The following is a 20,413-nucleotide window of genomic DNA, read 5'->3' on the forward strand; positions in this document are numbered from 1 at the left end:
ACTCAGTCCCGTCCTAACCTCAGGTAAGAAATGACTCTTCCTTAAAGCATAGCCAACGCTCTACATGACTCCTGATAAAAAATAAGACATACGCGTGTTACTCCATGTAGTACGCAAAAAAAGGGGGTGAAAATCACCCCCGGTCATTAACAAATTATTACGCCAGCTGGCGTAGCATGCGGCGCAGCGGTTCGGCGGCGCCCCACAGGAGCTGGTCACCGACGGTGAACGCGGAGAGGTACTCCGGCCCCATGTTTAGCTTACGCAGACGGCCAACCGGCGTGGTCAGCGTGCCGGTGACGGCAGCCGGGGTCAGCTCACGCATGGTGATATCGCGATCGTTTGGTACCACTTTCGCCCACGGGTTGTGCGCGGCCAGCAGCTCTTCCACGGTCGGAATAGACACATCTTTTTTCAGTTTAATGGTGAAGGCCTGGCTGTGGCAGCGCAGTGCGCCGATACGCACGCACAGACCGTCAACCGGAATGGTGTTCGCGGTATTGAGGATTTTGTTGGTCTCAGCCTGACCTTTCCACTCTTCGCGAGTCTGGCCGTTATCCAGCTGTTTGTCGATCCACGGGATCAGGCCACCGGCCAGCGGTACGCCAAAGTTATCCACCGGCAGCACGCCGCTGCGGGTTAGATCGGTGACTTTACGCTCGATATCGAGGATCGCGGATGCCGGGTTTGCCAGCTCGGTTGCGACACTGTGGTGCAGCTGGCCCATCTGGGTCAGCAGCTCGCGCATATGACGCGCGCCGCCGCCGGACGCGGCCTGGTAGGTCGCCACGGAAACCCATTCAACCAGATCCTGCGCAAACAGGCCGCCAAGGGACATCAGCATCAGGCTGACGGTGCAGTTACCACCGACAAAGGTTTTCACACCGTTGTTCAGGCCATCGGTGATCACGCCCTGGTTAACCGGGTCGAGAATAATGATGGCATCGTCTTTCATGCGCAGCGAAGAGGCCGCGTCAATCCAGTAGCCCTGCCAGCCGCTTTCACGCAGCTTTGGATAGATTTCGTTGGTATAATCGCCGCCCTGGCAGGTCACAATAATATCAAGTGCCTTCAACGCTTCCAGATCGTATGCATCCTGCAACGTGCCTGTGGTTCCACCAAAGGACGGTGCAGCCTGGCCGAGCTGGGAAGTGGAGAAGAAGACCGGGCGGATAGCGTCGAAATCGCGCTCTTCAACCATGCGTTGCATGAGTACAGAGCCGACCATACCGCGCCAGCCGATGAAACCAACGTTTTTCATAGCATTTTTTTCCTGCTGAGGGTGTGTGCTGATTGTGCAAGCCAGTATTGAACTGGGATATGCTTCACATTACAAAATGCTGCCAAAGTCGCAAGCGAAATTAATCGATGATTGCCCGGCAATCAGAAATACAGCTAATTATCATAATAACCATAGAGATGTTCAGGGATAATTTACATGAGTGAAATCATTTCCGCAGCGGTTTTATTGATCCTGATAATGGATCCACTGGGCAACCTGCCTATCTTCATGTCGGTGCTGAAGCACACTGAGCCGAAGCGCCGCCGGGCGATCATGATCCGCGAGTTGCTCATCGCCCTGCTGGTGATGTTTATCTTCCTGTTTGCGGGAGAAAAGATCCTCGCCTTCCTGAACCTGCGCGCAGAAACGGTCTCCATTTCCGGCGGGATTATTCTGTTCCTGATTGCCATTAAGATGATTTTCCCGAGCGCCGAAGGGAGCAGCAGCGGCCTGCCCGCGGGCGAAGAGCCGTTTATCGTACCGCTGGCGATTCCCCTCGTCGCCGGGCCGACCATTCTGGCCACCCTGATGCTGCTGTCACATCAGTATCCGAATCAAATGAGCCACCTGGTGATTGCCCTGCTTATCGCCTGGGGCGGGACATTTATCATCCTGCTGCAATCGTCGCTGTTCTTGCGCCTGCTGGGGGAGAAAGGGGTTAACGCGCTGGAGCGCCTGATGGGGCTGATTCTGGTGATGATGGCGACGCAGATGTTCCTGGACGGGATCCGCGCGTGGATGAAAGGCTAGGTAAAAGCAAAATGGCCACGCAGTGGCCATTTTTAGTGTTTGCCCCCTCTCCCCGTGGGAGAGGGCCGGGGTGAGGGCATCAGACCGCAGCGGCGGACCACCTACCCCTTACGAATCAAATACCGGTACGGCAGCGCTTCTGTCTGCTGCGCCACAAGCTCATGCTCCATAAAGGTACAAAACCCGGGAATATCGCGGGTCGTGGCCGGGTCGTCTGCAATAATCAGCAGCGTTTCACCGGGCTGCATGTTACGCACGGTCTTGCGTACCATCATTACCGGCTCCGGGCAGCGAAGGCCCTGAGCATCAAGGGTATGGTCTGGGCTGGAAAACAGGTCGGTCATGGTCTTCTCGGTCTGGTAAAAACGGCTGTAGTTTACGCCCGGTGGCGGACAATGCAAACCAGGTTAACGATTGCGCAAAAATCAACCATTGCAATGTCCAGCCAAAGCAGTATCATGCTGCGGTTTTTATTGGGTTCCCTCACCCCAACGTATAAAAAGGTCACAATATGACGCAGTTCTCTGAATCACAGCGCGTTAAAGCGTTGTTCTGGCTTTCGCTTTTTCATTTACTGGTGATCACGTCCAGTAACTATCTGGTGCAGCTCCCCATCTCCATCTTTGGTTTTCATACCACCTGGGGCGCGTTCAGTTTTCCGTTTATTTTCCTCGCCACGGATTTGACCGTGCGTATTTTTGGCGCACCGCTGGCCCGCCGCATTATTTTTGCGGTCATGCTTCCGGCGCTGTTCATCTCATACGTGGTGTCGTCCCTGTTTTATATGGGAAGCTGGCAGGGCGTTGAGGCGCTGACGCACTTCAACCTGTTTGTCGCCCGTATCGCCGCGGCAAGCTTTATGGCCTACGCGCTGGGGCAGATCCTTGACGTGCACGTGTTTAACCGTCTGCGCCAGAACCATCGCTGGTGGATGGCGCCTACCGCCTCCACGCTATTCGGTAACGTGAGCGATACGCTGGCCTTCTTCTTCATCGCTTTCTGGCGCAGCCCGGATGCCTTTATGGCCGAGCACTGGATGGAAATTGCGCTGGTGGACTACTGCTTCAAGGTCCTCATCAGCATTGTCTTCTTCCTGCCAATGTACGGCGTGCTGCTGAATATGCTGCTGAAAAGGCTGGCAGATAAATCTGAAATCACGGCATTGCAGGCTGGTTAAGGGTTCGCTTTATCAGTTGTGATAAGATGGACGAATGAGCCGTTATGGCCGTTTATCGAAAGGAAGAAGTCAATGCGCAATCTGGTTAAATATGTCGGGATTGGCCTGCTGGTTGTGGGTCTTGCAGCCTGTGATAACAGCGACACGAAAACGCCTGCTCAGGGCGCATCCGCAGAGAGCAACGCGACCGGCCAGCCGGTGAATCTGATGGATGGCAAACTCAGTTTCTCTCTGCCAGCCGATATGACTGACCAGAGCGGCAAGCTGGGTACCCAGGCGAACAACATGCACGTTTACTCCGACGCAACCGGTCAGAAAGCGGTCATTGTGATTGTGGGCGACGATACCAGCGAAGACCTGGCCGTCCTGTCTAAACGTCTGGAAGATCAGCAGCGCGGCCGCGATCCGCAGCTGCAGGTGGTGACCAATAAATCCATCGAGCTGAAAGGCCACACGCTGCAACAGCTGGACAGCATCATCTCTGCCAAAGGCCAGACCGCTTACTCTTCTGTGGTGCTGGGCAAGGTGGATAACAAACTGCTGACCCTGCAGATCACCCTGCCAGCGGAAGATCAGCAGAAAGCGCAGACGGCGGCTGAAAACATCATTAACACCATCGTGATCCAGTAACCTTCACGATGATGACGTGGCCTCCGGTGCTTGCACCGGGGGCCATTTTTTTAGCCGCCACGTCAGTAACAAGGCAATTATCACCAGACCCGCTGCGGCAAGATAAATCACCGGTACCCCTGCCCAGGCCATCACCAGCCCCGCCAGCGGCCCGGTAATGCCTAACGACATATCCATAAATACCGTATAGGTCGCCAGCGCCGCTCCCTGGTTCTGCTGCGGCACTGCTTTCACCGCCACCACGCCCAGCGCCGGGAAGACCAGCGAGAAACCGGCCCCCGCAAGGAAGACGCCCATTTTCGCCATCCAGGGTGCACTGGCGATACCGGTCAACAGCAGCCCGACTATCTCGACCGCAAAGCAGATCATCGCCACATTCAGCCCACCCAGACGGTTGATGCCGTTCGGGAAAAGCAGGCGCGCGCCAACAAACGCCACGCTAAAGAGGGTTAACGCAAAGGCCGCGCCCTCCCAGCCTTTGGCGTCATAGAACAGGGTAATGAAGGTCGCAATGACGCCGAAGCCGGTCGTCGCCAGGGCCAGTGCCATACCGTACGGCCATACGCGGCCCAGCACAGCCCGAAACGGCAGTGGCTTGCCCTTGCTGGCCTTTACTTTCGGGCGCGGCAGGGCAAACAGAATCGCCAGAAGCGCGACCACCATAATGGTGATGGCGAGTCCATAGAGCCCGCCAAAGGCATAACAGGCCACGCCGAGCGGTGCACCGAGCGCCATCGCGCCGTAGGTAACAATTCCGTTCCAGGAGATCACCCGGCCAATATGTGATGCGCCGACAACGCCCACGCCCCACAGCGTGGAGCCGGTTCCCGCCAGACTTTGCCCAATACCGAGGATGACGCGGCCCAGGCAGAGGAGCGTCAGACTGACCAGCGGCCAGGCGCTGGTTGTGGCCGCCAGCAGGTAGCTCAGGCCACTGAGGAAACAGCCGCACAACCCCACCACGACGATGCTTTTTGGTCCGAACATGTCCGCGTAGCGCCCGGCATGCGGCCGGCTTAACAGCGTGGCGAAATACTGCAGGCTAATCACCAGCCCCGCCCAGAATGCGCTAAACCCCATTACGTCATGGACATAGCCCAGCAAGACCGCCAGCGGCAGACCAATGGTCAGATAACTGGCAAAGTTGAAAATGACGACGGAAACAATACGCAGATTGAGGCGCAATCCGCTCAGCGCCGGTTCAGCGGCAGGTTCGGGCATGGAGTTAGACCTGAATTTTTTGCAACAGTGTTTCACTATTACCACGACGCCATCAGAAAATCAGCCCCGACTTTCAGATTATCGGTGCCAGACGAAGCGGAAGCCAGGCACTACACTTAATGCGTCATCTTACTAAGGAACGCGCATGATCTCCCCCCAGCCCGATAAAGCAGGACTCCATATTTTATTAAAACTCGCCTGTCTGGTGGTTATCCTCGCGGGTATTCATGCTGCCGCTGACATTATCGTCCAGCTTCTGCTGGCACTCTTTTTTGCCATTGTTCTCAATCCGCTGGTGACCTGGTTTTTACGCCGGGGCGTTAGCCGCCCGGTGGCCATCACTATTGTGGTGATTGTAATGCTGATTGGCCTGACGGCACTCTTCGGCGTACTGGCCGCATCGCTGAGCGAATTCTCCACCATGCTGCCGCAGTACAATAAAGAGCTGACGCGCAAAATCATCGCCCTGCAGGAGATGATGCCCTTTCTTAATCTGCATATCTCGCCAGAACGGATGCTGCGCAGGATGGATTCAGAGAAAGTCATGACCTACGCCACCACGCTGATGACCGGTCTTTCCGGCGCGATGGCCAGCATTTTGCTGCTGGTCATGACGGTGGTGTTCATGCTGTTCGAAGTCCGTCATGTGCCCTACAAGCTGCGTTTTGCATTAAATAACCCGCAAATCCATATTGCCGGTTTACACCGCGCGCTGAAGGGTGTGTCCAAATATCTGGCGCTGAAAACGCTGTTGAGCGTATGGACCGGGATCATTGTCTGGCTGGGACTGATGCTGATGGGCGTCCAGTTCGCCCTGATGTGGGGGGTGCTGGCATTTCTGCTGAACTACGTTCCCAACATTGGCGCCGTGCTCTCCGCCGTGCCGCCGATGATTCAGGCGTTTCTGTTTAATGGATTTTATGAATGTATGCTGGTCGGCGCGCTGTTCCTCGTTGTGCATATGGTGCTGGGGAATATTCTCGAGCCGCGCATGATGGGGCACCGGCTGGGCATGTCGACGCTGGTGGTATTTTTATCCTTACTGATTTGGGGATGGCTGCTGGGCCCGGTTGGGATGCTGCTGTCGGTTCCGCTGACCAGCGTATGTAAAATCTGGATGGAGACCACCAAAGGGGGCAGCAAGCTGGCGATCCTGCTGGGGCCGGGACGACCCAAAAGCCGGTTGCCGGGCTAAGCCGCTGGTCGGGTTAGCCATTATCGGGGACAATAGATTATAGTAATGGTTTCGCCGCGCAACTTTGCGACTCTCTGTTTGACTGAAGGCCAGACGTTATATGTACCAGGTTTTTCTGGGAAAAATCTCCTCGCTGAGCACCAACCGCTGGGCTCAAGCGCTCTCCCGACACGCGCCCGAAGGCGCCCATCGCGCGCGCTGGCTCGCTGGACGCGGGTTGCTTTCGCGTCTGTTGGCGCCGACGCCACTCCCGGAGATTATCCACAACGAACAGGGGAAACCCCTTTTTGCCGGCGACTTTCCGCTGTGGTTCAGCCTTAGCCACTCGGGAGATGAGATTGCATTAATTATCAGTGACGAAGGTGACGTGGGCTGTTCCCTGGAACGTATTCGCCCGCAGGATAACTGGCGCACGCTCGCCAATGCCGTCTTCAGCGGCGCCGAGCATGAAGAGCTGGAGAAGGAAACGCCAGAGCGCCAGCTTACGGCATTCTGGCGTATCTGGACGCGAAAGGAAGCGATCGTTAAACAGTGCGGCGGTCACGCCTGGCAAATGGTTAGCATTGACAGTACCGCCAGCGCGTTTCATTCAGTCAGCCACTGCCGCATAGACTCGCTGAGTCTTGCGGTCTGTACCGCAACGCCCTTCGAACTCAGCGCCGGCCTGATCCATTCTGCTGACGACGTGCTGGCCTAAAAATCGTTAGTACACCCAGCATAATAAACCCTACGCCCACCAGCCCGTGCCAGGAGAAGTGTTCCCCCCAGCCGGGCAGGACGATTGCCGCGGCCCACACCAGAATATAACTGAGGCTCAGCAAGGCATATGCTTTGCTGAGCGCCATGCGATGCAGCGCCAGATACCAGCAGCCCATTGAGGCCACATACCCCATCAACCCCAGCAGCAGCGCGCCCGTGCCGGATGAGAAGTGCCACAGCGCGGAAATAAGCCCCCGAACATCGCTGACCGGCGGCAGTGCCTGCATGGCATCGCGCAGCAACAGCTGTGCGGCGCTGACTAACAGCACGCTGCATAACGCCCAGAACGCGCCTTTCACAGGCTTCCTCCCAGCACGATAATCCCAATGATGATAAACCCGACCCCCAGCCAGTGGTGCGCAGCAACGTGTTCGCGCCAGAATACTTTTGCCGCCAGCGTTACCCAGACAAAGTTGAGGCTCAGCATAGGATAGGCGACGCCAACGGGCAGGCGTTGCAGCACCACCAGCCAGACCAGCATTCCGCTACCCAGCGCCAGCCCTGCCAGACCCAGCCACAACATAATGTGCGCGCCGCGCCGCCCGGCTTTCGCCGGACGGGTGGCCTGTTTCTGGCATAACTGCCCCGCGCAGCTGAGCAAGCTTGCCAGTACCAGCCAGGTCCAGGTCATCACTTCGGCAGATACTCCAGCAAAGCAAACCGTCCCTGGATATAGAGATTGTCCGGCTGCGGTAAATTCGCCCGTGAGATATCGTCACGCTTTGACAGCAGAACCACCAGCGACACACGCCCCTGCTGACGATGCGTCGCCAGCCACTGCGCGAAGTCATCTTTGTCGACATAACGATCTTTCACATCGGGATAATCCAGCCCGTAACGCAGTTCGCCGCTCTGACCAAACAGCGTAATGTCATTACGCTTCAGCTCCCACGCCAGACCCGCGGCCACGCCAACGTTATTGGCCAGCACAAATCGGCTTTCCTGAAGCGGCTCGCGCACGGTATCGACCAGCGACTGCGGCTGTTTGGAATCCACCACCAGGTTAGGAATGGCAAAACCAATCAGCAATGCCAGGCCTGCAGGACACAAGGCTGCCAGCCACCAGCGCTGCTGACTCTGTCTGAACGTAAACCAGCCCACCGCGGCCCAGAGGAGGAACGCCACTACTGCACAGAACACTTTGTACAGTTCGACCGGCGTCCAGACCGGATGCTTAGCCAGCCCCCATGGCGAGACCACCAGCGCCGCAATCACGCCGATCACCCCAAACGCCAGGTTAATCCCACCGTTAATGCGCAACGCTCTCGCACCTTTTTCCGCCGCGAGGCAGGCATAGCGCGCCATCAGGATAGCCAGCGGGGCAAAACAGGGCAGGATGTAGGTCGGCAGTTTGCCTTTGGCGATGCTGAAGAACAGCAGCGGCATCACCACCCAGCCCAGCAGATAGAATCCTCCCCCCGCGCTTTGTCTGTCATTCCAGCCGAGACGAAACGCGCCCGGCAGCAGTGCCAGCCACGGCAGGCTGCCCGCGAGCAGGAACGGCAGGTAATACCAGAATGGGGCTTTATGCTGGGCGTCGCTCTGGGCAAAACGCTGAATATGTTCAACCCAGAAGAAGTAACGCCAGAAATCAGGCTCCCGATGCGCAATCGCCAGCGCCCACGGCAGGACAATCAGCACGCAGCTCAGGATCGCGAGCCAGCCAAAAATCAGCACCTCTTTCCAGCGCTTCTGGACGATCACCCACGGCAGCACGCCAATCACCGGAACGGCCAGCGCCAGGAAGCCTTTGGTCATCACCCCCATCCCGCAGGCCAGCCCAAGCAGCACATAGCCACCCGCTTTTCCGGCCACGGTTTGGGCCTGCGAGGCCAGCCAGAAGCTGCACATCGCCGCCACCAGCCACAGGGTGATGATAGGATCCAGCACCGCATACGTGCCGTTACCGTACACCAGGAACAGGGTCAGGAAGATAAGGCCGGAGAAAATGGCTACTCGCTTATCCCGCCAGAGACGCCAGGCCATCCAGATCACCAGCAGCGCCGTTAACCCGGTGGAGAATATCGCCCCGGCGCGTACGGCAAAGTTGGTGTGCCCGAACAGCAGTTGCCCGAGACTGTTGATCCAGTAGCCAGCAATCGGTTTTTCAAAGTAACGCAGCCCCAGAAAATGCGGGACGACCCAGTCACCCGATGCCAGCATTTCGCGGCTGATTTCCGCATAGCGCGTTTCGTCAGGCTGCCACAGCAGGCGGACATCGACAGGAATGAGGTAGTAAACGATAAACAGTGCGAGAAGCGCTAAGCCATAACGGGCTGTTTTCATGGGACCGGACTCACGGTGTGTTGATGGCCAAGCCAGCCTTCCCGGCCAGCCAGTTCATTACGGACAATTTTTCCCACAGGCAGGGTGCTGAAGTCGTCGGGCAGCAGCTCGCTCAACGGGCAGAATTCAATGCCCTCCTGAGCGGCCAGGGTCAGCAACGCATCGAAATCATGCTGATACGCAATCCCCTCTACTTCTGCATGGATGGTATACACCGGCGTACCCGTATCGCGATGCATACGGTCCAGAATATAACGATTAAATTCTTCCGCCTTCACCTCGCGTCCGACCACTTCATCCCAGGTGGGAAGCGTGACCGGAATTTGCACCGTACCGTAGTGATTTTCGCCTAACAGCGGCAAAAACGGACCGGTTCCGCGGCAATCGCTGTTGTAGCGAAACGCAAAGGCTTCTTTGGCCTTTACGACCCGTTGATCCGCACGCCATCCTGCCACGGCGGAACAGCGCACGGGCTGACCGGTGATGGCCTCAAGCTCCAGCATTCCACGCTCAATTTCACGGGAGAGACGTGGGATATCCCAGACGCCTGCCCACGCCTGCCAGGCGTGATGATCCCAGGCATGCAGGCCGACCTCATGCTGCTGCGCCGCCTCACGGATAACCGCTTCGTTACCCGCGCCGATGCGTCTACCGGGCCAGGCGGTGCCGGCCAGCAGAATATCCCAGCCGTAGAGAGATGCTGCGCGTGAGCGCAGCATTTTGAACAGAAATGCCGGTTTAATCAGACGCCATAAATGGCGTCCCATGTTGTCAGGCCCCACGCTGAAGAAGATGCTGGCACGCACACCGTGCTTGCTCAGCAGTTCCAGCAGCCTGGGGACGCCGTCACGCGTTCCCCTGAAGGTGTCGACATCAATGCGTAAACCGACTTTTTTCATGAGACCTGTTCCGACAGCTCCACGGTGCGCAGGAAGAAATCGAGCGTCTCGTCAATGGTTTGCTCCATCTTCACCGTCGGTGTCCAGTTCAGGCAGCGCTTCGCATTGCGAATGCTCGGCTTACGGTGCTCAACGTCCTGGTAGCCTTTACCGTAGTAGCTGCTGCTTTCCACTTCGCGGAAACCGGCAAACGGTGGGAATTTATCGCGCAGCGGATGGCGCTCAAAGCTGGCCAGCAGCATCTCAGCCAGTTCGCGAATGCTCGCTTCGTTGTCAGGGTTCCCGATGTTGATGATTTGACCGTTGCAGCGGTTATCTTTGTTTTCGATGATGCGGAACAGCGCTTCGATACCGTCGCTGATATCCGTGAAGCAGCGTTTCTGTTTGCCGCCTTCAATAAGCTTAATCGGTGAGCCTTCCACCAGGTTCAGGATCAGCTGGGTGATCGCACGGGAGCTACCGATACGCGCCGCGTTCAGGTTATCCAGACGCGGGCCCATCCAGTTGAACGGACGGAACAGGGTAAAGCGCAGCCCCTCTTTCTCACCGTAGGCCCAAATCACGCGGTCCAGCAGCTGTTTGGAGACAGAGTAGATCCAGCGCTGTTTGTTGATCGGCCCGACCACCAGGTTAGAGGTGTCTTCGTCGAAGTTTTTGTCGGTACACATGCCGTACACTTCAGAGGTGGACGGGAAGATGATGCGCTTGTCGTATTTCACGCAGTCGCGAATGATCTTCAGGTTCTCCTCGAAGTCCAGCTCGAACACGCGCAGCGGGTTACGGGTGTACTCGATAGGCGTGGCGATGGCGACCAGCGGCAGTACCACGTCACATTTTTTAATGTGGTATTCAATCCACTCGGAATGGATGCTGATATCCCCTTCCACGAAGTGGAAGCGTGGGTTGTCGAGGAAACGACTGATCGCATCCGCGCCAATATCCAGGCCATAGATTTCGTAGTTATCGTCTTTGAGCAGGCGTTCAGTCAGGTGGTTACCGATAAAGCCGTTTACGCCGAGGATCAGCACGCGGGTGCGGCGTTTAACGGCAACCACCGGGGCGCTTGTGATCAGCGCCCCGGCGACCAGCCCCAGAGACTGGGCCAGCTGCGTGCCCTGCACGTAAAGACCGCTGTCGGTTTGCCCGGTAATAATCTCCAGCGCCTGCTCGCCGCAGCTCACAATCAGCGGTGAGACGGAGACAACGGTGCCCGGTTTTGCCGCCGGGATGTCGTCGCGCACGCGGGATTTCCAGACGATAAACTTGCTCACGCCCGCAAAGCTGTATGCCCCCGGCCATGGGTCGGTCACGGCACGCACCAGGTTGTGAAGCTGGCGAGCAGGTTGGTTCCAGTCCAGACGACCATCCTCCGGCGTGCGGCGACCGAAGGTACTTGCTTTGCTCTCATCCTGCACGGTCTCGCTGAAGGTGCCGTTCAGGATAGCTGGCAGCGCGTCGTGCAGCAGGCTTTGTGCCACGGTGCAAAGTTTCTGGTGCAGCTGCAGCGCCGTTTCATCCGCATCGATTGCCACGCGGTGCTGGGCAATGATGGCCCCCGCATCCGCACGGTGGACCATCCGGTGCAGGGTCACGCCCGTTTCCGTTTCGCCGTTCACCAGCACCCAGTTCAGCGGCGCGCGCCCACGGTAGGCTGGCAGCAGTGAGCCGTGAAGGTTAAATGCTCCTTTTGCGGCCAGGCCGAGGATCTCGTCGCAGATCAGGTTGCGATAGTAAAACGAGAAGATGACATCAGGGGCAAGCGCGCGGATGCGCTCCACCCACAGCGGATGGTTCACGTCGTCCGGGGCATAAACCGGAATCCCCCGCTCGGCGGCGATGCGCGCCACTGAGCTGAAAAAGTGATTTTCGCCCGCCGTGTCCGGATGGGTAAAGATTGCCGCAATGTCATAGCCCGCTTCCAGCAGGGCCAGCGTGCCCGTGCACCCCATATCGTGATAGGCAAATACAACAGCTTTCATGGGTGGATTTCCTCTTGAGATGCTTTGTGTTCCTGACGGACAACACGTTGAATAAAGTAGCGCGGACGTGCGCGGACATCGTTATAAATTCGGCCAATGTATTCACCGAGCAGGCCCATGCCGACAAACTGGGCACCGATGAACATAAACAGCACGGCAAAAAGCATGAAGACCCCTTCAGCCGCCCACTGCGGGCCAAAGACCAGCCGCAGCACCACCAGCAGGACGGAGAGCGCGAACCCCGCCAGCGCGATGATGCTGCCGAAAACGCTCAGCAGACGCAGCGGCGTGGTGGTCAGACAGGTGATAAGGTCGTACATCAGGTTGATGAGACGCATGAAGCTGTACTTCGATTCCCCGTGCTCACGCTCGGCATGCAGGACCGGGATTTCCGTTGCCTTACGGGCGAACGTGTTAGCGAGGATCGGAATAAACGTGCTGCGCTCGTGGCAATGCAGCATGGCGTCGACAATATGACGGCGGTAGGCGCGCAGCATGCAGCCATAATCGCCCATCGCTTTACCGGTCGTACGCTGGATAAGACGGTTGATAGTGCGTGAGGCCAGCTTGCGGAACAGGCTGTCCTGACGGTTCTGACGCACCGTGCCGACCACGTCATAGCCTTCATCGGCTTTCGCCACCAGGCGTGGGATCTCCTCCGGCGGGTTTTGCAGATCCGCGTCCAGAGTGATGATCAGATCGCCCGTAACGTGGCTAAATCCGGCCATGATCGCCGAGTGCTGGCCGTAGTTACGGTTCAGCAGCACGGCAACAATATGGCTGCCTTCAGCCTGGGCAGCATCGGTCAGCATCATTGCGGAGCCATCGCTACTGCCATCGTCCACCAGAAGAATTTCATACGCTTTGCCCAGCGTCTCGCAGGCGGCCGTCGTGCGGCGAATCAGTTCAGGCAGGCTCTCCTGTTCGTTATAAACAGGAATGACGACGGAAACTTTTTGTACGGGTGGTGCACTGAACATATCAATGTCCTGCAAGCTGATGGAGCGCGGTAATGACGCGGGTTGTGTCGTCATGAGTCATGTCCGGGAAAAGAGGGAGAGAACAAATACGCGCGCTATTCCATTCCGAATTCGGGAGCGATACATCAGGAAAACGCTCGCGGTAGTATTTTTGAGTGTGCGCCGCACGGAAGTGCAGGCCGGTACCGATGCCCTTCTCCTTCAGCGCCGCCATCAGGTTGTCGCGTGAAATACCGCAGCGGGCTTCATCAACGCGAATAATAAACAGGTGCCAGGCGTGAACGTGCGGCCATGCTGGAATGGTCAGCGGCTGGAACGGCGTATCGGCCAGCTCCCGCAGGTAGCGTTGCGCGATTTCCTCACGGCGTTTGTTGGCCTCTTTTAATTTGCCCAACTGCACCAGCGCCAGCGCGGCGTTAATATCCGCCAGGTTGTATTTATAGCCCGGCGAGATCACTTCAGCCTGCGGTGCACGACCGTGCGTCTGGCGGTCATAGGCATCCACCCCCAGGCCGTGGAATTTCAGACTGCGGATCCGCGCAGCAAGCTGAGCGTTATCCGTGACAACTAAACCGCCTTCTGCACAGGTCATATTTTTAATGGCGTGGAAGGAAAAAATCACCGTCCCTTTCCAGCCCACATGGCGGTTCTTGTAATAGGTTCCGGCGGCATGGGCAGCATCTTCAATAACGGGAATACCGTGACGTTCGCCAATGGCATGAATCGCGTCGATGTCACACGGTGCGCCAGCATAATGGACGGGGATAATGGCTTTAGTACGCGAGGTTATCGCCGCTTCAACGGCGTCAGGCGTCACCATCAACGTGTCGTTGTCCACATCAATCATCACCGGTGTGGCACCCAGCAACACGATCATATTTAGCGTGGAAACCCAGGTCTGGGAGGGGGTGATCACTTCATCGCCGGGGCCAATATTCAGCGCCATCAGCGTGACATGCATGCCCGCGGTAGCAGAACAGACGGCAATCGCATGCTGATTGCCCGTCAGGTGACAAAATGCCTCTTCAAGCTCCTGATTTTTAGGCCCCGTGGTGATCCAGCCCGACATCAAAACGTCCTGAACCGCCGCCATTTCTTCGGCACCCATTGAGGGTCGCGAAAAGGGCAGAAAATCACTCATTATTAATTTCCTTGCAATAAAAATGGCACGTTTTTGATATTAACCAAATGCCGGTCCGTTTATTTCAACGAACCATAAACTCATATCAAAATAGCTTTCATTTCTTAGGGAAAAATTAAGACAACGTTTATAACGTTATAGAATTACTAGCAGGCACTTTAAAAACAACAAGTTAAATTAATATTAAATATTTTTTATTGTGATCTTCACAACGTTTTGCCAGGAAGTGATTTAAACCAAACATCAACAAACAAAAAAAATCCCGGCCATTTCAAAATAATATGAAATAGCCGGGAACTTTTCTTTTTAGTTAATTGTCGCGCTTATTTTAAGTTTTCTGGAAAGTTTTCAGGTAACTCGCTGGCCGCACAGGCAATCACGCTGTCATCATTTGGACCACAGTCGCGCACAAAGGTGATTGTCGCGAATTCATCAATCACTTCTGTGGGATATGCCGGACCGGCATCGCGATAGCTATTCATCAGCGGAATATGATCGTTCTGGAAACAGACGGTTTTTTCCGGATTGTTCATTACCCAGCGCGGGAAGAAGATAGTGCCATGGAACAGGTTGTCGCCCAGGTTAACAATCAGGCTCACGTCAGTACCGGTTGGCTCTGTCCAGGAGATTTTATAGATGCTCTCCCCGACGCGAACGATATACGCCTGCTGATCTTTTACCCAACGGTTTCCGACCAGGCCGCTGTGAATACGGTAGTCGAGGGTGTTTTCATTTTTGACGTAAATCTCGTAGTTCCAGCCGTTATCGTAGGTATAAACCAGATGTTTGCCAACGAAGCCGCTTAAGTCATGTTTGTCGAAGTTGCTCATGATGTGTCTCCTTTGTTTTGATGAACGTATCGTACCCCTTCAAAAAATGAATGAATAACGCTATGTTTGAATCAAATTAATTCAAAAATTAGATATGTCATGCATAAAACAACTCTTGAACAGTGGTCACTCCTGGAAAAAGTGGTCGAGGCCGGGAGTTTTGCCAAAGCGGCAGAACAGACACACCGCAGCCAGTCTTCCGTCAGTTACAACCTCTCTTTACTCCAGGAGCGCCTGGGCATTGCGCTGCTGGTGGTGGAAGGGAGACGGGCAGTCCTCACGCCCGCAGGAGAATTATTGCTGAATCAGGTAAAACCGCTGCTGAAAGCGTTCTCTTATGTTGAGACGCGCGCCGCGACGCTGCATAGCGGCATGCGCACCCGAGTCGATCTGATCGTAGACAGTATTTTTCCCCGCCGCAGGCTGTTCGCGATTTTAAGACAATTCCAGCAACGGTATCCGCAAACCCAGGTGCGCCTTACCGAGGTGCTGGAAAATAGCCGCGCGGACACGATAAACGACGAAGCGGACGTAATGGTCCTGACCCGCCGCCAGGACATTACCGGGCTTGGCGAGTGGCTGATGAATATCGACTTTGTCGCCGTGGCGCATTACCAGCATCCGCTCTTTTGTCTTGATGCACCGCTTAATGATGAGATGCTGCGCCCGTGGCCGCTTATCCAGATTGCGGACAGCCAGAACGCCGCGCGGGCTGCCGGCGAGTCGTGGACGTTCTCCACCATTGATGCTGCCATAGAGGCGGTTGTATCTCAGGTCGGCTACGGCTGGCTGCCAGAGGAACGCATCCAGCCCCTGCTGGAGCGAGGCTTACTGAAAATCCTTCCGCTGAACCACGGTGTCCGCCGGGCCACGCCGCTGCATTTGATCGTGAAACGTACCCTCGCCCCGCTGGATGAGCAGGTTGAAACCCTGCTGCGCCTTTTTAGCCAGGAGCCGTCATCACCACCTGCTACGCTTTAAGGTCCGAACGCTAAAACGATAAGGAGCAGAAGATGAAAATCGACTTTGCGGGGAAAGTGGCGCTGGTGACTGCCTCAACCGGCGGTATCGGGTTCGCCATTGCCAGAGGCCTGGCGGAAAGCGGCGCGGAAGTGATCGTGAATGGCCGCAGCATCGACTCGGTGAACAAGGGTATTCAGCAGTTACAGCAGGTTGTACCCGGCGTACAGGTGCGTGCCGCCATTGCCGATCTCAGTACGGCAGAAGGGGTGGAGTCGCTGCTGAAGGTCGCAAGTGATGTCGATATTCTGGTGAACAACGCCGGAATTTACGGCCCGCAGGACTTCTATAGCACCGACGATGAAACCTGGGAGCGTTACTGGCAGACCAACGTGATGTCCGGCGTGCGTCTTTCCCGCGCTCTGCTGCCAGGCATGGTGAAAAAAGGCTGGGGACGGGTGGTGTTTATCTCTTCCGAATCGGCATGCAATATTCCGGCGGATATGATCCACTACGGGGTGACCAAAACGGCACAGCTCTCGCTCGCGCGCGGGCTGGCGAAGTTCGTGGCGGGAAGCGGCGTGACGGTGAACAGCGTACTGCCGGGGCCCACCCTGTCGGACGGTTTCGCTGAAATGATGAAAGATGAAATCGAGAAAACCGGGAAATCGCTGGAGCAGCTGGCGAAAGAATTTGTCATGGCCAACCGCCCCAGCTCGGTTATCCAGCGTGCGGCCACGGTAGAAGAGGTGGCCAATATGGTGATTTATGTCTGTTCGCCTCAGGCCTCCGCCACCTCGGGCGCAGCGTTGCGCGTTGACGGTGGCGTGGTGGATGACATCATCTGATCCCGTTACGCCGCACTGCCCGTCACGCGGCGGGCCGTGATGTAATGTGCTTGCCAGTAGTCATCGGTCAGGGTTGACACCGTCACCCCCTGGCTGCTGGAGGCGTGAATAAACCGGTTGTCACCGATGTAGACACCGACATGCTTTCGGTTTGGCCCCGTCTGGAAGAAGACCAGGTCGCCGGCCTTAAGACGGTACTGCGCCACCTGCACGCCGCGATGGATTTGCTCGCTGGTCGTGCGCGGCAAATTAAGATTCGCCGCATCGCTGAACAGGTGCTGCATCAGTGCAGAGCAATCCACGCCGCGGTGGCTCGTGCCGCCCCACTGATACTGGGTTCCCTTCCACTTCTGGTATTGATCGAGAATGCGCGAGCGCAGCGGGCCCGTTTCCTGATGAAACAGCGCCGATTTCGCGGGTGATTCCGCAAACGCAGAATTCATCGAGATCATCGATGCAGGCAGTTGAAAACTCATTGCAGAAAACGAAGCAAAACTGAGTGTGAGGATTGAAATAAGCGATCTTAACGTCATATCAAAAATCGTGGCTTAGAGTGAATTTTTCCTTACGCGTGGGGGCCAATGTTCCCCCGAAATATCTTTCGATGTGGCGATAATATAGACAGTTCATTTTTTCACCAACGACTATCGAGGCCAAAAATGGACTCACTTTTAGATCGCAAGATCGTGAAAAAAAGGGTGGAGATGTAAGGACTGTTTAGATAAAGCAGGTAAACTGATCCTCAGAATGTGTATTTCAGCTAAGACGTATTTATGACCAATATGATTGCCGACGAGACGGTGGCTAAATCCAGCGTGCTCTCTGTCTTTGATTTTGATGGGACACTAACGCACCACGATAGCTTTATCCCTTTCCTGCGTTTTGCCTTTGGGAAACGCTACTTCGCAGGCCGCCTGGTGCGCATGGCGTTACCTACGCTGCACTGCGTTCGCCGCAAGCTGACCCGGGATGAGCTCAAGGAAGTGCTGATCAAAACATTCCTGACGGGAGTGGATGAGCACTGGCTGCGCCAGCAGGCGGAAGCATTTTGCGAAAAATACTGGAACAAGCTGATGCGCCCCGAAGGGGTTCTGGCCGTGGCGGCGGAGGTGAATTCCGGTGCGGAGGTGACGATCTGTTCTGCCTCTCCGGCGCTGGTGCTTCAGCCCTGGGCAGATAAGCTCGGTATTAAGCTGATTGGCACCCAGCTGGAAGTGAAAGACGGCAAGCTGACAGGACGCATCACCGGCAATAACTGCCGCTGTGCCCAGAAAGTCGCAAGACTGGAAAAAGTGTATGGCGATCTGAACGCCTATCACCTGCGCGCCTGGGGAGATACCCGCGGCGACCACGAGCTGCTGGCCGCGGCGCAGGATCCTCACTGGCGGCATTTCCACCACCCGCGCAAGCGCCGGAATTCGCCGATTAAGGGTTAGGTGCGGTCTGGTGCCCTCACCCCGGCCCTCTCCCACAGGGAGAGGGAGAAAGGCAAAGCATCAGGCCTCACGTTTCCCAGGGAACATCACGCTCGCAATAATCCCCAGCGCCAGCACGCCTAAGACCACAAACAGGCTCGCCGTCGCGCCAATGCTGTACCCGTGATGCCAGAAGTGATCGGTGGCATTTAACCCCAGCTTGAACGCCACGAAGAACAGCAGCAACACCACGGCTTTCTCAAGGTGGACCAGATACTGCTTCAGCGCTTCCAGCACAAAGTAGAGGGTACGCAGGCCGAGAATGGCGAACATCATGGCGCTATAGATAATCAGCGGCTCGCGGCTCACGGCAATAATGGCCGGTACGGAGTCAAAGGCGAACATCACGTCAGAAAGTTCCACCACCGCCACGCAAAGCAGCAGCGGCGTCGCGTAGCGTTTCGCCTTCTTCACGCGCCCGACCATGACGTCCTGGTTTTCCGGCTTTTCAAGCTCCGCATCCACCTCTTTCTGGGTCAGGATAAAGGCATTGCTGCTGATTTTCGGCCAGACCGGATAGAAGCGCTTCACCAGGCGGTACGCGAGATGGCCGGAGTAATCTTCCACTTCGTCACTCTCTTCATTGCGTTTGAGCATCATCACCGCCGTCCAGCCGACAACCAGCGCAAAAATGACCTCCACGTACGGCCCCAGGCTCAGCAGGCTGGTCCCGATCGCCACGAAAATACCGCGGAAAACAATCGCCCCCAGCACACCCCAGTAGAGCACGCGGTGACGGTACTTATCCGGCACGCCGAACCAGGCGAAAATCGCCATCATCACAAACAGGTTATCGACGGAAAGCACCTCTTCCAGCGCATAGCCGGTGAGGAACAGGCTCGCCATCTCTGCACCGTGGTGGACATACAGGAACCCGGCGAACGCCATCGCCATCATGACCCAGAAGATGGACCACATCGCCGCGCTTTTCAGCGAGACAGGTTTATCGTGACGGTGCATAAAGAGGTCGATAAACATCGCCCCAACGGCCATCACCACAAAGACAACAACGGTTTCCGTCGGGAAACCGAGATGAGCAGCTGACATACACAACCCTTTTTTGGATACAAAACACCATGCAGACAATAAAAAGCGCGAGCCCGTTAAGGGCACAGCACGCAAAAAAATAAATATTAACTGTTCTTTTCGGCTGTGTAGAGACATTAAAGTTGTATCCTTTAACCTGAAAAAGACTTTAAAGTTGTAAAGTTTTAAAAAAACACATACAAAACATGATGCTAAGTGTGTATCACACGCTGTTCCAACATTATGCCTTGATGTTCTTGCAGGAACTGCAATTTACAGGAGGAAAAAGGTGTTTTTGTAGTTATCTGGCGTTACGTGACAGTGTTGGTCAGATACTTCCACCTCTTCAGAGTTAAAGTTTGATATATGGGAAAAAAAACGCTCCCGGACGGGAGCGTAAGCCAGTGACTTCGGCGTCAAATGAGGGTCTAACAAGTGGAGCTGCGGGTTAATTCTGGGTGATCTGACTGCGATGCTTATCAGCCTGCTGCTGGTGAACAACGGAAGACTGACCATTATTCGCCTTCTCATGTACAGCTGCGGCCTTCTCATGCTCGCTCATTTCAGAAAATGACTTTGCTGTTTCGTTGGTAGCTCCGGGTTTAGCTTTCATCATTTTTTTATGCATTTCAGCCATGTCCTGGTGGGCAGCAGAATTGCTGTTTTGCATCATGTCATGGGACATTGCGGCCTGATCGTGACTGCTCATATCCATCATTGTCATGCTGTCTCCCTGAATTGCACTTTTTTCAGCAGATGACTGCATCTGGTGGGCAGGTGCCTGTGCATTATTTACCTGGTCATGCATGTTCATTGTCTCTGCAGCCATGGCAGATGAAGCGGCAGCCATAATGGCAACAAATGATACGAGAATCTTTTTCATGGTTGGGTCTCCGGTGTTTACATACCCAAACAATCAATGGCTTATAACAGAGAAAGCAGTTGATCTCAGGGCGGGTTAATCATCACTCCAGG

The 20,413-nt window shown here is 55.8% G+C and carries 22 protein-coding genes; 8 read left to right on the plus strand and 14 right to left on the minus strand.

Translation table 11 applies throughout. The annotated features are described in order from the left end of the window. Positions 1-157: 157 nt before the first annotated feature. A complete protein-coding gene (asd, locus tag L3068_RS21650; protein WP_014885559.1) occupies positions 158-1,261 on the minus strand; it encodes an aspartate-semialdehyde dehydrogenase in 1,104 nt (367 codons plus the stop codon). Between the two features lie 177 nt (positions 1,262-1,438). Here asd and yhgN point away from each other — a divergent pair, with 177 nt between their 5' ends. Next, positions 1,439-2,032: an NAAT family transporter YhgN gene (gene yhgN, locus L3068_RS21655; RefSeq protein ID WP_003861574.1), complete on the plus strand. Its 594-nt coding sequence runs from the start codon at positions 1,439-1,441 to the stop codon at positions 2,030-2,032. Positions 2,033-2,133: 101 nt separating this feature from the next. On the opposite strand, the gene tusA is transcribed toward yhgN, so the two are convergent. After that, positions 2,134-2,376: a sulfurtransferase TusA gene (tusA, locus tag L3068_RS21660; protein ID WP_014885560.1), complete on the minus strand. Its 243-nt coding sequence runs from the start codon at positions 2,374-2,376 to the stop codon at positions 2,134-2,136. A gap of 167 nt (positions 2,377-2,543) precedes the next feature. On the opposite strand from tusA, the gene L3068_RS21665 reads away from it, so the two are divergent. Then, entirely contained in the window at positions 2,544-3,209 is a 666-nt protein-coding gene (locus tag L3068_RS21665) for a 7-cyano-7-deazaguanine/7-aminomethyl-7-deazaguanine transporter (protein ID WP_014885561.1), read from the plus strand. A gap of 72 nt (positions 3,210-3,281) precedes the next feature. Then, entirely contained in the window at positions 3,282-3,839 is a 558-nt protein-coding gene (locus L3068_RS21670) for a DcrB family lipoprotein (protein WP_023309515.1), read from the plus strand. A 3-nt stretch (positions 3,840-3,842) separates the two neighbouring features. Here the strand turns inward: L3068_RS21670 and L3068_RS21675 are convergent, their stop codons facing one another. Further along, positions 3,843-5,060 (minus strand): MFS transporter, encoded by a 1,218-nt coding sequence (locus tag L3068_RS21675; RefSeq protein WP_236904770.1) that lies wholly within the window; start codon positions 5,058-5,060, stop codon positions 3,843-3,845. Positions 5,061-5,205: 145 nt separating this feature from the next. Here L3068_RS21675 and L3068_RS21680 point away from each other — a divergent pair, with 145 nt between their 5' ends. Beyond that, complete coding sequence (locus tag L3068_RS21680; RefSeq protein WP_014885564.1) at positions 5,206-6,255, plus strand: AI-2E family transporter; 1,050 nt, start codon at positions 5,206-5,208, stop codon at positions 6,253-6,255. A gap of 100 nt (positions 6,256-6,355) precedes the next feature. After that, positions 6,356-6,952, plus strand: coding sequence for a 4'-phosphopantetheinyl transferase AcpT (acpT, locus tag L3068_RS21685; protein WP_117581794.1), 597 nt, complete (start codon positions 6,356-6,358; stop codon positions 6,950-6,952). On the opposite strand, the gene arnF is transcribed toward acpT, so the two are convergent. From arnF to L3068_RS21725, 8 genes are all read right to left on the minus strand, one after another. Beyond that, positions 6,909-7,313, minus strand: coding sequence for a 4-amino-4-deoxy-L-arabinose-phosphoundecaprenol flippase subunit ArnF (gene arnF / locus L3068_RS21690; RefSeq protein ID WP_047027087.1), 405 nt, complete (start codon positions 7,311-7,313; stop codon positions 6,909-6,911). The two genes, acpT and arnF, sit on opposite strands and share 44 nt — an antisense overlap. Continuing rightward, positions 7,310-7,645: a 4-amino-4-deoxy-L-arabinose-phosphoundecaprenol flippase subunit ArnE gene (gene arnE / locus L3068_RS21695; protein WP_014885567.1), complete on the minus strand. Its 336-nt coding sequence runs from the start codon at positions 7,643-7,645 to the stop codon at positions 7,310-7,312. The genes arnF and arnE overlap by 4 nt, the downstream gene beginning before the upstream one ends. Then, on the minus strand, positions 7,645-9,300 hold the full coding sequence (gene arnT / locus L3068_RS21700; RefSeq protein WP_059373000.1) for a lipid IV(A) 4-amino-4-deoxy-L-arabinosyltransferase: 1,656 nt from the start codon (positions 9,298-9,300) through the stop codon (positions 7,645-7,647). The genes arnE and arnT overlap by 1 nt, the downstream gene beginning before the upstream one ends. Beyond that, complete coding sequence (gene arnD, locus L3068_RS21705) at positions 9,297-10,199, minus strand: 4-deoxy-4-formamido-L-arabinose-phosphoundecaprenol deformylase (protein ID WP_050862867.1); 903 nt, start codon at positions 10,197-10,199, stop codon at positions 9,297-9,299. The genes arnT and arnD overlap by 4 nt, the downstream gene beginning before the upstream one ends. Beyond that, a complete protein-coding gene (gene arnA, locus L3068_RS21710) occupies positions 10,196-12,178 on the minus strand; it encodes a bifunctional UDP-4-amino-4-deoxy-L-arabinose formyltransferase/UDP-glucuronic acid oxidase ArnA (RefSeq protein ID WP_059373001.1) in 1,983 nt (660 codons plus the stop codon). Before arnA ends, arnD begins: the two co-directional genes overlap by 4 nt. Beyond that, positions 12,175-13,158 (minus strand): undecaprenyl-phosphate 4-deoxy-4-formamido-L-arabinose transferase, encoded by a 984-nt coding sequence (gene arnC / locus L3068_RS21715; RefSeq protein ID WP_063667154.1) that lies wholly within the window; start codon positions 13,156-13,158, stop codon positions 12,175-12,177. The genes arnA and arnC overlap by 4 nt, the downstream gene beginning before the upstream one ends. Before the next feature lies 1 nt (position 13,159). Further along, positions 13,160-14,299 carry a UDP-4-amino-4-deoxy-L-arabinose aminotransferase gene (gene arnB, locus L3068_RS21720; RefSeq protein WP_117581798.1) on the minus strand — a complete coding sequence of 380 codons (1,140 nt, stop codon included), beginning with the start codon at positions 14,297-14,299 and terminating at the stop codon, positions 13,160-13,162. Positions 14,300-14,622: 323 nt separating this feature from the next. After that, positions 14,623-15,129: a phenolic acid decarboxylase gene (locus L3068_RS21725; RefSeq protein ID WP_014885573.1), complete on the minus strand. Its 507-nt coding sequence runs from the start codon at positions 15,127-15,129 to the stop codon at positions 14,623-14,625. Positions 15,130-15,228: 99 nt separating this feature from the next. Between L3068_RS21725 and L3068_RS21730 the strand changes: the two genes are divergently transcribed. Together L3068_RS21730 and L3068_RS21735 are read left to right on the plus strand one after the other, a co-directional pair. Next, positions 15,229-16,110: a LysR family transcriptional regulator gene (locus tag L3068_RS21730; RefSeq protein ID WP_050861827.1), complete on the plus strand. Its 882-nt coding sequence runs from the start codon at positions 15,229-15,231 to the stop codon at positions 16,108-16,110. 32 nt (positions 16,111-16,142) lie between these two features. Next, the gene (locus L3068_RS21735) at positions 16,143-16,937 is read left to right on the plus strand and encodes an SDR family NAD(P)-dependent oxidoreductase (protein WP_047027090.1); all 795 of its coding nucleotides are present in this window, start codon (positions 16,143-16,145) and stop codon (positions 16,935-16,937) included. Positions 16,938-16,942: 5 nt separating this feature from the next. Here L3068_RS21735 and L3068_RS21740 read toward each other — a convergent pair whose 3' ends face one another. After that, positions 16,943-17,389 carry an NlpC/P60 family protein gene (locus L3068_RS21740; protein ID WP_014885576.1) on the minus strand — a complete coding sequence of 149 codons (447 nt, stop codon included), beginning with the start codon at positions 17,387-17,389 and terminating at the stop codon, positions 16,943-16,945. A gap of 321 nt (positions 17,390-17,710) precedes the next feature. Between L3068_RS21740 and L3068_RS21745 the strand changes: the two genes are divergently transcribed. Then, positions 17,711-18,373 (plus strand): HAD family hydrolase, encoded by a 663-nt coding sequence (locus L3068_RS21745; protein WP_014885577.1) that lies wholly within the window; start codon positions 17,711-17,713, stop codon positions 18,371-18,373. A gap of 60 nt (positions 18,374-18,433) precedes the next feature. Here L3068_RS21745 and L3068_RS21750 read toward each other — a convergent pair whose 3' ends face one another. Together L3068_RS21750 and pcoE are read right to left on the minus strand one after the other, a co-directional pair. Continuing rightward, a complete protein-coding gene (locus L3068_RS21750; protein WP_014885578.1) occupies positions 18,434-19,459 on the minus strand; it encodes a TerC/Alx family metal homeostasis membrane protein in 1,026 nt (341 codons plus the stop codon). 427 nt (positions 19,460-19,886) lie between these two features. Beyond that, positions 19,887-20,321, minus strand: a complete 435-nt coding sequence (pcoE, locus tag L3068_RS21755) for a copper resistance system metallochaperone PcoE (RefSeq protein ID WP_000723069.1) — start codon at positions 20,319-20,321, stop codon at positions 19,887-19,889. Between the last annotated feature and the right edge of the window lie 92 nt (positions 20,322-20,413).

It is taken from the genome of Enterobacter cloacae complex sp. ECL414 (assembly GCF_021869685.1).
GTDB classification, from domain to species: domain Bacteria; phylum Pseudomonadota; class Gammaproteobacteria; order Enterobacterales; family Enterobacteriaceae; genus Enterobacter; species Enterobacter kobei.

Excerpts from the sequence above, each read along its gene's own strand:
- asd (WP_014885559.1), bottom strand. The coding sequence starts at position 1,261 with ATGAAAAACGTTGGTTTCATCGGCTGGCGCGGTATGGTCGGCTCTGTA.
- yhgN (WP_003861574.1), top strand. The coding sequence starts at position 1,439 with ATGAGTGAAATCATTTCCGCAGCGGTTTTATTGATCCTGATAATGGAT.
- tusA (WP_014885560.1), bottom strand. The coding sequence starts at position 2,376 with ATGACCGACCTGTTTTCCAGCCCAGACCATACCCTTGATGCTCAGGGC.
- L3068_RS21665 (WP_014885561.1), top strand. The coding sequence starts at position 2,544 with ATGACGCAGTTCTCTGAATCACAGCGCGTTAAAGCGTTGTTCTGGCTT.
- L3068_RS21670 (WP_023309515.1), top strand. The coding sequence starts at position 3,282 with ATGCGCAATCTGGTTAAATATGTCGGGATTGGCCTGCTGGTTGTGGGT.
- L3068_RS21675 (WP_236904770.1), bottom strand. The coding sequence starts at position 5,060 with ATGCCCGAACCTGCCGCTGAACCGGCGCTGAGCGGATTGCGCCTCAAT.
- L3068_RS21680 (WP_014885564.1), top strand. The coding sequence starts at position 5,206 with ATGATCTCCCCCCAGCCCGATAAAGCAGGACTCCATATTTTATTAAAA.
- acpT (WP_117581794.1), top strand. The coding sequence starts at position 6,356 with ATGTACCAGGTTTTTCTGGGAAAAATCTCCTCGCTGAGCACCAACCGC.
- arnE (WP_014885567.1), bottom strand. The coding sequence starts at position 7,645 with ATGACCTGGACCTGGCTGGTACTGGCAAGCTTGCTCAGCTGCGCGGGG.
- arnT (WP_059373000.1), bottom strand. The coding sequence starts at position 9,300 with ATGAAAACAGCCCGTTATGGCTTAGCGCTTCTCGCACTGTTTATCGTT.
- arnD (WP_050862867.1), bottom strand. The coding sequence starts at position 10,199 with ATGAAAAAAGTCGGTTTACGCATTGATGTCGACACCTTCAGGGGAACG.
- arnA (WP_059373001.1), bottom strand. The coding sequence starts at position 12,178 with ATGAAAGCTGTTGTATTTGCCTATCACGATATGGGGTGCACGGGCACG.
- arnC (WP_063667154.1), bottom strand. The coding sequence starts at position 13,158 with ATGTTCAGTGCACCACCCGTACAAAAAGTTTCCGTCGTCATTCCTGTT.
- arnB (WP_117581798.1), bottom strand. The coding sequence starts at position 14,299 with ATGAGTGATTTTCTGCCCTTTTCGCGACCCTCAATGGGTGCCGAAGAA.
- L3068_RS21725 (WP_014885573.1), bottom strand. The coding sequence starts at position 15,129 with ATGAGCAACTTCGACAAACATGACTTAAGCGGCTTCGTTGGCAAACAT.
- L3068_RS21730 (WP_050861827.1), top strand. The coding sequence starts at position 15,229 with ATGCATAAAACAACTCTTGAACAGTGGTCACTCCTGGAAAAAGTGGTC.
- L3068_RS21735 (WP_047027090.1), top strand. The coding sequence starts at position 16,143 with ATGAAAATCGACTTTGCGGGGAAAGTGGCGCTGGTGACTGCCTCAACC.
- L3068_RS21740 (WP_014885576.1), bottom strand. The coding sequence starts at position 17,389 with ATGATCTCGATGAATTCTGCGTTTGCGGAATCACCCGCGAAATCGGCG.
- L3068_RS21745 (WP_014885577.1), top strand. The coding sequence starts at position 17,711 with ATGACCAATATGATTGCCGACGAGACGGTGGCTAAATCCAGCGTGCTC.
- L3068_RS21750 (WP_014885578.1), bottom strand. The coding sequence starts at position 19,459 with ATGTCAGCTGCTCATCTCGGTTTCCCGACGGAAACCGTTGTTGTCTTT.
- pcoE (WP_000723069.1), bottom strand. The coding sequence starts at position 20,321 with ATGAAAAAGATTCTCGTATCATTTGTTGCCATTATGGCTGCCGCTTCA.